The following is a 12,474-nucleotide window of genomic DNA, read 5'->3' on the forward strand; positions in this document are numbered from 1 at the left end:
TGCCTCGGCTTCAGGCAACCTGTTGCGGTATTCAATGAATTACGCAAGGCAGCCTAATTTAGCGAGTGGTGCACTTCGGAGTTGAATTCGCGGGTGATTCATATACCCGAGGTAATGTCTTAGGGAGTTTACCTTTTACTGGGTTTCAGTTGCAGACGGATAATCGAATGCTACCCGACTCGCAGAGAGGTTATGCGCCTGTTGTACGAGGGTTAGCTAATTCTACTGCAAAAGTTGTTATTAAACAGAATGGTATTGCAATATACCAAACGACTGTCGCCGCAGGGCCATTTGTGATCAATGACTTATATCCGACGAGTTATGAAGGTGATTTAATTGTAGAAGTCACAGAGGCAGATGGGAAAATTTCTGACTTTACTGTTCCGTTTAGTGCGGTTCCCGGTTAAATTCGGGAAGGTCACTCACAATATGGTTTATCTGCTGGTGAAGTGAATTATTTAGGGTCTGGTAATTACTTTATCGATTTGAATTATGAGTACGGCATTAACAATATGCTGACCCTAAATTCGGGTGGACGGATTGGTGAAGATTATTATGCACTCAGCCTTGGAACGGTATTAGGGACTGAGTGGGGAGCCGTTGGTATTACAGCTGTCCACTCTTTTTCTCGGCTCTCGAAGGAAGCTGGCCTTGATGATTGGGAGAATGGTTGGCGTTTAGGCGTTAACTATAGTCGTTCTTTTGAGACGGGGACCTCTGTAGCACTTGCTGGATATCATTATTCAACTGAGTCGTTCCGCGAATTGAATGATGTTTTAGGCGTACGAAAAGCGCTTGAAAGATCAGATATTTTCACGTCTGAGACCTATAAGCAACGAAGCGAGATGAGCTTGAGTATTAACCAAAGCCTTGATGACTACGGCTTTCTGTATGTCAGCGGCTCTAAACGACAATATAGGGATGGTCGAGATGATGATGACCAGCTACAACTCGGATACTCGGTCAATCTAGGTCAATGGAGTTTAGGGCTGACATTCTCTCGTCAATATTCGAGTCAAGTACCAGTGCAGTATGCTTATAACGATGATTATCTTGACTCGTTAACAGATTTTAACGCTCCACGAACCAAGGAAGATCTGCTGAGTTTGACGATTTCTATCCCCTTGGGGACTAGGCAATCAAACATGTTAAATATGGGAGCCAGCCATTCATCGCGTGGAATGAATAGTTACAACATGGGCGTATCTGGAACTGTGTTGGAAGACCAATCTTGGACGTATGGCGTTAATGCTTCATTACAGAGTGATGATGGTACAAGTAAGAGCCTTGGAGTGAATACACAGAAGCGATTTAGCCAAGCTACGCTTTCAGGCAGTTACTCAATAGCAGATTCTTACCAACAAATGAGTGCAGGAATAAGTGGTGCTGTTGTTGCTCATGCTGGCGGTTTGACATTAAGCCAAAATTTAAGTGACACCTTCGCAATTGTTGAAGCCAAGGGCGCAAATGGGGCAAAAGTGATTAACAGCTGGGGAACTGAAGTTAATTCAGCTGGTTATGCTGTTATACCTACATTGACACCCTATAGAATGAATCGTGTGACGTTGGATTCTGGGAACATGCTTGGGCAATCGGAATTACTCGAGACCCAGCAGCAGATTGCGCCCTATGCCGGGGCGATTGTGAAGTTGAAGTTTGAAACTCGTGAAGGCTATGCCGTGTTGTTTATGACTCAAAAGACTAACGGCGGTGTTATTCCTATTGGTGCTGAAGTGGTCGATGAAAATGGCCAAGTACTGGGTATGGTTGGCCAAGCTGGGATGGCCTATATCCGTGCTCCTGCATCTAATGGGCATTTGAAAGTGACCTGGGGTGAGTTGAGTGAACAAGCTTGTAGTTTCGATTATGCCTTATCAGAAGCAGAGTTATCGTCCGAACTGGTGCGTATGCCTGTAAATTGTCAGTCAAGCATCTAGGAGTGAATAGGATATGTCTAATAGTGTAACTTACGAAAGTCGTTATAAGTTTGCCGTCACCTTTTTGTTGGCTTCAGGACTATTAATAGCCAGTGATGCGAATGCAAAATGTCAACGTATCTCTACCACTACCACTACCACTAGTCCAACCAATGGCTCCTATGTTGATCCACTGTATGGTAAAACCGCAATTTGGGATGGTGCACATGACCCCAATCGTGGTGACCTCAATTTACCCATAGTGAATATTTCGGATACCGCATTTCAACCAAATGGGACAATGCTAGCGTCATCCATAGTGCCTTTTATTACCTATGGTCAAAGAGGGGGTTATGATCCTGAACAAGTGCTCTATCGTTGTGATGCGGCGGACGAGAATGAAATTTTTGAATACTATTCAGTAAACGCGGACAACGCATATGGCGGTATGTATGAAGATGGTGTCGCTGATGGTGTGAATAGAGGGTACGCAACGTACATAAAAAATGTTGTTGCAAGGCTTAAGAATAATCAGAGTGGTGAATATTTTTCGCGAATCTGGCAAAAGCGCGCAATGACAGGGTTAGACCGAGATGCCGAAGGTCGTATTTTAGTGAAAGCGAAAAACTTCACTGATATTACAGTAGAGTTATTTAGGATCAGAGATGTTAGAGGCATCAATGGTAGCAGCGTCGTCAATCGGCCTTATGAGAGTGGTTATAGCTATAATCAGCCTGCAGGTTATCTAGCGTTTGGTGGGCCGGGAATAACTCACCCCACGGAGGGTATTGACCATATATCCCATTATCCAGGTTGGTACGCGCAATGGCCCGGTAATATTAGTTTTTACCAACAAATGCTAGTAAGACGTACTCCAGGAACTTGCTCCGTAAGTAGCGTTGCTCCCTATGTTCTTTTTCCTACAACTACAATCAAGGAGCTTGAGCAGGGTCACTCTGTAAACGTCAATATGTCATTGAGCTATAGGTGTCAGGGGGATTTTATTTCGGGCACTCAAGCTGGAAATTTTGCTGTTGGCTTTAAGATTGATACAAATAGCTTTAATAGGGCTAAAGCTATGGGACTAACAGATCAAGCCGCCGTGAGTCATCTGTTGAGCCGAAACTATGGGAGCCCAGGTTATGCACAAGGGGTTGGGGTGATATTGGAACGTGAAGACGGTCTTACACAACCATTTGTGATTAAAACCTACCCAGATCTTGGAACGGGAATATATGACTCCAGTAAGGATGGTTGGCGCAAATTCATTGGTACAAATATTGACTATGATCCGATTAATAAAGTTACTATTTTGCACGAAACCTATACGGCAAAATTAACCAAAATACCGGGTGTGACCGTTACGGCAGGTAAATATTATGCACAGGCTCAAGTGCTTATTCGTGTTCAATAAAATAGCTATCTTAGGCTTCATCTTGTTGGCCAGTACAAACTGTATTGCAGGCGTAGTCATGGATAAAACCAGAGTCGTTATGTATGACAATGAGCAAGCACAACAGTTAACATTGGCTAATACGAATGACTTTCCTGTAATCACTCAATTATGGGTTGATGATGGTGATATAGATGCTACGCCAGAAAATACTAAGGCGCCAATAATGGTTGTGCCTGGAATGTTAAAGTTCACCCCAGGAGAACATAAAAGTATTCGATTGATCAATTTAAATCACACTGAAAAGCGTGATCAGGAAGAAATGTATTGGCTGAACATCTATGAAATCCCTCCAGAGCCAAGTAACTATGAAGCTGGCTCTGGTGATCAATTGATGATTTTAACCATAAGAACACAAATTAAAGTGTTTTTAAGGCCAATTAATTTAAAAACGGAGCAAGATACTAGATTTGATAAACAATATTTCGCGCTAAATAACGATAGGTTGACGATAAAAAATGATTCACCATTTTTTATTGTGTATAGTCAGGTTTTACTATCAGATGGTTTGAATGAGGTTAAAATTTATCCGGAAATCTTATCACCATTTTCGAGTAAATCTATTAATATTACTAGCTCAGAAAAAACACTTAAAAATAAAAATGTAACAATTAAGTTTGACTATATTGATGATGACGGTGTTGTAAACTCTAAAAATGCCAAATTAACGTATTAGCCCAAAGAACACATCAGTGGCCTCTGGGCTAAATTCACGGAATAAATTTATTCTTCTGAACTATTCTTTTCGATATAATCTGCTATTTCACAGTCCAATCTTTCTAATTCATTAATTAACAATGTGAAATAATTATCAAGTGAATTATGGTTTGATTGCTCAAGATATTCACAGCATGCAACAAGTTTTTTTGCATCAATAATTCTTGCTGCGCCTTTAATCTTATGGGCAACATCCTTAAGCATTTGGTAGTCACTGTTATTTTTTGCTTGAATTAAAGATTCTCGGTCTGTTTTATTACTCTTTGTAAGTTCGATAAGTAGCTTAACAATCAGTTCTTTATTGTTACCCGTTAAGTTATTCACAACTTCAGGTGAAAAACTGAGTCCTGAAGTGTCACTGCTATAAGTTTGGCTATGTGCTATCAGAACATAATTTAACTCTTGTAAACTTATTGGTTTAAATAAGCAGTCATTCATACCGGCTTCTATACATGCCTCTTTAACCTCTTTTTGGGCATTTGCTGTATAGCCTATAATCACGGGGGCTACATTACAGTAGTCCTTTTCGATGTTTCTAATTATTTTGCATAATTCATATCCATTCATTTCCGGCATGTTGCAATCTGTAATGAGATATTGAATTTCATTTTCTTTAAATAAATCAATTGCCGATTTTCCATTATCAGCTTCAATAACATTGTGGCCTAAAAATTTTAATTGCTGACAAAGTAATAATCTATTTGCTGGATGGTCGTCTACTATAAGTATGCTATAGGACTGATCTAATTTATTTAGATCCGTTACCTGAGATTCTACAAATTTAGGGATATCATCGAGTAACGTTAAGCTCAACTCCATTCTAATTTCTGTTCCTGAACCTAGCTGGCTCTTTAGTTCTAATCTTCCACCCATCATTTCGCATAGCGATCGACTAATCATTAATCCCAATCCGGTACCACCATATTTAATATGGGATTCATGCCCTTGAGAGAATGGTGTAAAGAGTCTTTGCTGATCCTCAGGTGATATTCCGATACCTGAATCAATGACAGTGAAGATAAATGAACATTGGCCTTGACTCAGGTTAGCGCAACTCACAGAAATTTTTACGCTGCCAACATCGGTAAATTTAATCGCATTACCAATTAAATTAGACAGTATTTGTTTGATCCTCATAGGATCGACTAACACGTCATTATTAACACGAGTATCAAAGTTAAGTTCTAGTGATAATCCTTTTTGATGTGCCAGTCCCTCAAAAACTCTCACAACTGAAGCGACAACCGATTTCAAATTAGTTCTTACAGGAGATAATGTCAGTTGTCCTGCTTCAATACGTGCTATATCAAGAATATCACCAATAAGTTCAAGTAAGCCATTTGCTGAGTCGTAAGCTACTTTAATTGTATTTAGTTCTGAAACAGGTAAATTTGGGCTTTTAAGCGCTAATTCCAACATTCCGATAATCGCATTCATTGGAGTTCTTATTTCATGGCTCATAGTTGCCAAAAATGTGCTTTTAGCTTGACTTGCAGTATCTGCTACATCTTTAGCATTTTTTAATTCCTTGATTAACTTAGCGCGGTCACTAACATCTATCCATCCCCCAATAATTCCTTCTATATTTCCCGTATCATCACCATATGATTTAAACCAGTGATAAATATTATACTTGATACCATCTATATGTAGTTCTCTGTCTTTAAAAATAGGGATGCCATCCTCTAAGGCTTGTATGTATTCCTTGTCAACAATGGGAGCCTCTATAGAACGGCTAACGCCTTCAATAGTCGTTTTATGTAATAAGTCCTCACGTGAAGAATTGAAAGCTTTCAAATAACTTTCATTACACATAGTAAGTTCACGCTGTTTATTTCTCACATAGATAGGGTGAGGAATAGCATCAACGATCTGTTGCATGAATAATAGTTGACCATCAAGAGCGCGAGTGGCTTTTAAACGCTGCCTGTAGTGTTGTCTGGTATAAAGTGTCCAACCAATTGATACTAAGATCAATATTAATGATGCAATTAGCGTTGTGTAAATTGTATAACGATAATCTTTCCAGGTTTGTTTAGCTGGTAGAGAATTACTTCTCCAGTAATTTTCTAGCGTTTGTAATTCATTTGGCGGTATCGCAAGTAGTGTTTTGTTAATAATGTCAACCAATATGTGTTCATTCTTTCTGACAGCAAAGTTAGCTGCTGCATTTGGAATGTTGTCCGCTATTTCTTTTATTTCAAGAGAGTCATCAAAATAACCATGGTTATAATAGTCTGCAATGTTTAGTGGTAATAGTGTATAATCGGCTTCATTATTTTTTACTGAATCTAAAGCTTCAATAAAATTAGAGGTTAGGTTTATATCTTTAAATTTAAGATGTTGCCTTGTATATGCTTCGATAGCATGCCCCTTGGGAACAGCTATGACAGGGTCGTTAATCTTTTCACTATTTTTCCTTTGAGCAATTATATAAGGTGAGCTCGAGAATTCCGACGAAAATTCAAATTTTTTAGATCTGGTATTATTTGGTGTTAATATAGTTATATACGGGATTTTACTTTTTAAAACTAGCTCTTGTTGTTCATTAAAGTCTTTTGATGCGGTATAGTCTATATCTAACCCTGAATATAGTCGCAACAATTCTAATATTTCAATCGCATACCCGGCAGGATGTCCGGAGCTATTAAGGTAAGAAAGAGGTGCCATATACTCATTAAAAACAACATTTATTTTGCCATTTGTTTTGATCCAATCTTTTTCTTCTTCACTATATACAGGTAATTCGCTTTTTTCAGGAATAATATACCCACCACCACTCCATCGTTTACGAATCAGTCGGCTTTCGTCTTTAGAGATTGTTTTTATTGCCTTGTTAAAAATTTCCAGCAGTGTTTTATTTGTATCTTTAGCTGCAAATGCAATACCTTTAGAGTCGATATGTACATATTCGTCTAACTGAAGTCTCTTGTAAAATGTATTATTTATCATGTAATTTGCTGAGGATAAATCCATGATAACGGCATCTGTTTTTCCAAAAGCGGCTGCTGCAACTGCAGCCTGTTTTGTCGGGTAATTAATAATCGTTTTATTTGGGAAATATTCTTTAACATCTCTATCCGCTAAATAATCATAAGCCATTGAGATCGTTTTTACTTCAGTATTTAATATCACATTTTTAAATAATGCAGGTCGATCTGAAATATAAGGTATGGATAGCTTTAACCCATTATATTCTTCGTAGTTATTGGCCGTGGTAAGTAAGTCAACATCTCCATTTTTTACAGCATTGATTGCATCCTCTCTGACTTTAAAACGGACTATTTTAACCTGCGTATGGAGTGACTCTTTTATTAACTGTAAAAAGTCTGCGCTAATACCTTGATAATAATGACTTTCTTCGTCAACGATATCATAAGGGTGGAAATTGGGTTCTGTAATCGCAATTTTGATGATTTGAAGATTACGGAGGTATTCTTCTTCTACTTGAGTTAATACTGTTTTCTCTGCTTCCAGATTAGGATGTCCTTTAAGTAAAAAAGTATCACTATCCAGATTATGTGCAGTTAATTTGTGAATTGGTAATATAATGATAGCTAATATAATAATGGATTTTAGTATAGTAGCAAATTTCATGATAAGTTATGTCTCTTCGCGATTTCTATTATATCTACTAGCGTTTTAGCATTAAGTTTTTCTAAAAGTCTGGTTTTATAAGTGCTGATTGTTTTGTTACTAAGCAGCATTCTATCTGCAATTTCTTTATTCGATAAACCTGTTGCTAGTTGTTGCAATACAACCATTTCTCTAGTTGAAAGCTTTTTAATTAATTCCGCCTCATCTTGAGTTGACTTAGAAATTACATTGCTATTTGCTAATATTGGAAAGTAGGAATGTCCCGATAGTATTGCTTTTAATGCACCAATAACCTCAGTTAAGTCTTTCTGTTTAGAGACAAAACCAGAAGCTCCCGTTTGAATGCAACGAGAAACAAAGTGCTCAGATGGCTGTGCGGTTAACACTAATATGGGTGGATTATTAGTTAATTTTCGTGATCTCTCTATTACTTCTAATCCATCTAGTTGTGGTATCCCAATGTCTAGAATGACTGCATCTGGTGATAGTTCTTTCATCAATCTCAGTGCATCCACACCATTATTGGTTTCCCCAGTAATTTCAAAATTATTTTGCTCAAGAATGATTTTCAACGCCAAGACTACAACCGGATGATCATCTACTATTAATATTTTTTTCTTCATTAATAAAACTCCATAACTATTATGTACAGATTTTATCCTTTGTAAGCCCTTGTAGGAAACGCTAGAACGCGGTTCAGATATTTCCTACGCGGTGATCGGTCATTTCGTTTTCCAATTTATCGTAGCATAGACAAAATGAGGTGCCTTTATTCACGACTTTTATCATTTAGATAAAGCGCTTCACATATGTTGTAATTTGTATCACTTGGCGGAGCAACTTGCATCTTATTATAGCAATTTATCTGCAACTGGGAGTTGTAGTTCATTTTGAAAGGATACTATGACATTTTAGTTAGTTAGGTTTGAAGGACATTTGATGAGTAAGGTTCGAGTAATAGTCTTAGAAGATCATCCCTTTCAGCGTGCAGTGCTTGAATACAACTTAGCGTCGTTTACTGATGTCGAGGTATTCGCATTCGGTTGTGCTCAGGATGCTTTAACTTGGCTCGATGTTCATAAAAGTGCCGATATTGTCATTTGTGATTTGATGATGGTTGGAATCGATGGCTTATCATTTTTACGTAAGGCCAAAGCTAAATACAGTATTAGCGCAGTAGCTTTATTTAGTTGTATTGATATGGAATTAAGGCGAGCTGTATCTCAAATGATAAAAATGCTTAATTTTGAGTATCTTGGCGATTTGAGTAAAAGCCCTTCAGTTGATAATTTGCAAAGTATGTTGGATAAATTTGTTTATTCTCGTACTCAAAAACGCAAAGTCATAACCCCTTCTAGAGTTGAAATAAGGCCGAAAGATTTTTCATTCGCTGATTTTCAGTTGGCACTTGAACAACATCAGTTTGTGGGGTTTTATCAACCAAAATTCGATGTGGCTGATTTTAGTCTCGCGGGTGTCGAAGTGTTAGCGAGGTGGATCCATCCCGAGCTCGGCACACTTAGTCCTGTCGTGTTTATTGAGCCATTGATTGGTCATGGACTGCTTGATGAGTTGTTTTTGCAGTTATTCGAGCAAGGATGCCAATTACAGCAAGAGTTGTTAAACCAAAACCACCAGATATCGCTTGCTTATAATCTCGATATCTCTCAGCTCAATTCAACCAAATTAGTTTATCGTATTGTAGATATTGTGAAGCGGTTTAATATTCCCCCTCGCTGTATCACGCTAGAGATTACTGAGACTGGTTTGCTCTCTGCCCCAGCGGTGAATATGGAAAATCTGATCAGGTTACGTATGCAAGGTTTTGAGCTGGCGATAGATGATTTTGGTGCGGCTCATTCTTCTCTCGCGAGATTATGCGAATTACCATTCTCGCAAATTAAGCTAGATAGTTGTTTTGTTAGGGAATTAGGTGTCGAACCTCGATGTCAGGCGGCGATTTCAAGTGTCATCGCATTATCTCAGGCACTTAACATGGAGTTAGTTATCGAGGGAATCGAAACAAACTCTCAGTTGGTCTTATTGCAGCAATTGGGTTGTACTGTTGGTCAGGGCTTCTGTTTCTCTCGCCCCATAGATGAGCATACCTTTATACAACGTTTTTTCCCTTTCGATAGAGAAATGGAAGACGGCATTAGGCTAAGTACCTAGTTCTAGTAGCCTTTAAGTGTCACACCTCTACTTTGGTTCACACTTTCCATGCCAGTTTCACGCTTTGCTCTAGGTTACGATGTAGCGAGTTTAACTATTAGCGATCGATTGACTTTCAAGCTTGTTTGTTCAAGGTTTTCTGGCCAAGGGTAATAGTGGCGCGGTCGTTTAAAGCGAGCGATTTTATCGGCGAGAAAGATTTCAAGTTTGGCCTCTATTGCACGCATTTCTTGGCTTGTGTTGCTGCCGACAGTTCCACTGCGGAGAATGTCACCACGAATAATGGCGGCGGGGAGTTGGCCGAAGGTGACATCAGGTTGAGGGAAGACGATTGCCTCATCAATTAGCGGATGCAGTTTGAGCGCCGCTTCAATTTCCTCTGGCTGAATGTTCTCGCCGCCACTGATAAACATATTATCGACGCGGCCCAAGATCTTAAGATTACCGTTAGCATCCCACTCGCCCCTGTCTTTGGTATAAAACCAACCCTCGGTATCGAGTGGTTTTTCGATTCCCTTATCCGTGAGATAGCCCATAAATAAGCAATCTCCCCGTACCCAAATCTCCCCATCGACAATTTTGAGTTCACGCCCTGGGAGTAATTTGCCACTGGTGCCATCGCTTAGCGCTGGGCCTGTGGTGATTTGCGAGCCCATTTCTGTCATGCCGTAACTGGTAAAGCTGGCAATATGCCGCTGTTCGAGCTGTTTAAGCAAATCGACAGAAATTGCGCCGCCGCCGAGTAGCAGGGCTTTAATGCTCTTGAGTGAAACCTGTTTATCTGTGAGTAGATTGAGTAACTGTGTCGGTACGAGGGAAGCATGGGTTAAGCCGTCACGCTCGATTTGTGCGTGCAGCGGGAGAGTCGGATCCGGCAGCACTACCGTCGCCGCCACTAAGGCGCAGCGGTTGAGAATGGCGAGGCCGCCAATATGAAACAGGGGTAACGACAACAACCAAGCATCACCTGTGACCAGCGGGATCAGACTGCGAGCGCCCTCGGCATTGGCAATATGATTCGCAAGATTGTGCACGGCCGCCTTAGGAAAACCGCTGGAGCCAGAGGTTAAAATCACATTGCTTGGGCGATAAATATCAAAAGCTATCGCTGCTTGCTCATTGTTTGGACTCACGTCGAGGCTATAATCCAGCGTGAGCTGATGACTGCCTGACAAGGCCAACTCCGCTTCGCTCCAATAAAAAGGAATTTGGTGGCTATCGATAAGCCCTTGAACTTGCGCCAGCGGAAAACGTGGCGAGATAGGAAAAAAGATAGCGCCAATATCCACACAGGCCCAATACAGGCAAATCATCTCCAGATTATTACGGCTAATACACGCCAGAGGTTGTCCTTGGCCAACACCTATGCGCGTGAGCTGTTCTCCCAAGCCCTGCACCATATGGCTTAAGCGGGCGTAGCTGATGTCATGACCATTGCACTTAACCGCCGTTTGTGTGGGCGAGGTGAGCGCGGCGCTATGTAATGGCGAAATACCTTGCCGTGAAACGGATTGGGATGAGGCCAATGTTTGAGATTCGGACATCGGCAATTAATCCTGCTGCGTACTGGCGACAAGCTTAAGTTGATGAGGCTTCAAGCATTGTGGCTTGTTGCTTGGTACGATTAAGTCTTGGCTAAAGGCGCTCAAAGTATCGAGCCCTGGAATTTCATCGGGCGTCAGTATGGCGGCTAAATGGGCCAAGTCATTGATGCCTAAGCTGGCCTCAAGGCTTGAGCTTAAGATGCAGCGCACGCCATGGCTGTGGGCCTCATCGATAAGGCGCTGAAGTTTTTCAATACTGCCCAGTAGCATGGGTTTGATGATGAGCGCCGTGAGCCCCTCATGCATCACAAATTGATAATCCGGATCATTGAGGGATTCATCTAAGGCGAAGGGCAGAGGAATAGCGCGATACAGGGTTTGATTATCCTGCGGATGCTGGCAAGGTTCCTCAATATATTCAATGCTCTCTAGCGGTAAACAGGCTGCAAAGTCGAGGGCCTGCTCTAAGCTAAAGCCACGGTTGGCATCTAAGCGCAGCTTAAGATCGGGTCTCTGGCCTAAGATGCCATAAATCAGGCCCAACTCATCTTCCATTGAGGTTTGTGCGACTTTCACTTTGACTGAGTGTACGCCGCTATCGAGACTCGCAATTCTTGCTATTAATTCGGATTTTGGCGCATCCGCCGGCTGATAAATCAACGGCACTATGTTGGTAACTGGGCGCACTGACTCGAGTTTTCCGCTGAGTTTGGCATGCAATAGGCTTAAGCCAAAGGCAATAGACGGATAAGAGCTCGCTTCGGCCTGCTCAAGCAAGCTATCGATAGACTGGTTTTGCAGGCTGGGCAATAGCGCCACTAAGGCCTGCTGTACTTCATCTAGGCTCTCGCGGCTAAAGCCGGACAATGGCTGTTGGTCGATATCAATCCCTGAGAGCGGCGCGATTTCAACCAGTTGCTCGCTTTCTTCACCCTCTGCTCGTGCTTTTGCCTGCAACACTAAGCCCGTTCTATGGTCGATACGCTGTTTCCCCACGGGTAAAAAGCGGTCTAAGGGCAGGCGATATAAGGACAAGCTGAGCGAAGTTAAGATCATATTTTCCCTAAATTTATCT

At 40.9% G+C, this 12,474-nt stretch carries 8 protein-coding genes and 1 pseudogene; 5 read left to right on the plus strand and 4 right to left on the minus strand.

Annotated features, from left to right (window positions below; translation table 11 throughout):
* Positions 1-68 precede the first annotated feature (68 nt).
* From SHD_RS00455 to SHD_RS00465, 4 genes and pseudogenes are all read left to right on the plus strand, one after another.
* Positions 69-1,646 (plus strand): annotated as a pseudogene (locus tag SHD_RS00455) (fimbria/pilus outer membrane usher protein); the annotation flags it as partial.
* Between the two features lie 42 nt (positions 1,647-1,688).
* Positions 1,689-1,937 carry a FimD/PapC C-terminal domain-containing protein gene (locus SHD_RS22160; RefSeq protein ID WP_235056911.1) on the plus strand — a complete coding sequence of 83 codons (249 nt, stop codon included), beginning with the start codon at positions 1,689-1,691 and terminating at the stop codon, positions 1,935-1,937.
* Between the two features lie 13 nt (positions 1,938-1,950).
* Positions 1,951-3,330 (plus strand): fimbrial protein, encoded by a 1,380-nt coding sequence (locus SHD_RS00460; protein ID WP_023265340.1) that lies wholly within the window; start codon positions 1,951-1,953, stop codon positions 3,328-3,330.
* Between the two features lie 58 nt (positions 3,331-3,388).
* Positions 3,389-4,045: a fimbrial biogenesis chaperone gene (locus SHD_RS00465; RefSeq protein ID WP_052030935.1), complete on the plus strand. Its 657-nt coding sequence runs from the start codon at positions 3,389-3,391 to the stop codon at positions 4,043-4,045.
* Positions 4,046-4,092: 47 nt separating this feature from the next.
* Here the strand turns inward: SHD_RS00465 and SHD_RS00470 are convergent, their stop codons facing one another.
* Positions 4,093-7,683 (minus strand): ATP-binding protein, encoded by a 3,591-nt coding sequence (locus SHD_RS00470; RefSeq protein WP_023265342.1) that lies wholly within the window; start codon positions 7,681-7,683, stop codon positions 4,093-4,095.
* Positions 7,680-8,306: a response regulator transcription factor gene (locus tag SHD_RS00475; protein ID WP_023265343.1), complete on the minus strand. Its 627-nt coding sequence runs from the start codon at positions 8,304-8,306 to the stop codon at positions 7,680-7,682. Before SHD_RS00475 ends, SHD_RS00470 begins: the two co-directional genes overlap by 4 nt.
* A gap of 316 nt (positions 8,307-8,622) precedes the next feature.
* Between SHD_RS00475 and SHD_RS00480 the strand changes: the two genes are divergently transcribed.
* Positions 8,623-9,855, plus strand: coding sequence for an EAL domain-containing response regulator (locus tag SHD_RS00480; protein WP_023265344.1), 1,233 nt, complete (start codon positions 8,623-8,625; stop codon positions 9,853-9,855).
* A gap of 74 nt (positions 9,856-9,929) precedes the next feature.
* Here the strand turns inward: SHD_RS00480 and menE are convergent, their stop codons facing one another.
* Positions 9,930-11,399, minus strand: coding sequence for an o-succinylbenzoate--CoA ligase (gene menE / locus SHD_RS00485; RefSeq protein WP_023265345.1), 1,470 nt, complete (start codon positions 11,397-11,399; stop codon positions 9,930-9,932).
* 6 nt (positions 11,400-11,405) lie between these two features.
* Complete coding sequence (menC, locus tag SHD_RS00490) at positions 11,406-12,455, minus strand: o-succinylbenzoate synthase (RefSeq protein WP_023265346.1); 1,050 nt, start codon at positions 12,453-12,455, stop codon at positions 11,406-11,408.
* Positions 12,456-12,474 lie beyond the last annotated feature (19 nt).

This window comes from Shewanella decolorationis S12 (genome assembly GCF_000485795.1).
Classification (GTDB): domain Bacteria; phylum Pseudomonadota; class Gammaproteobacteria; order Enterobacterales; family Shewanellaceae; genus Shewanella; species Shewanella decolorationis.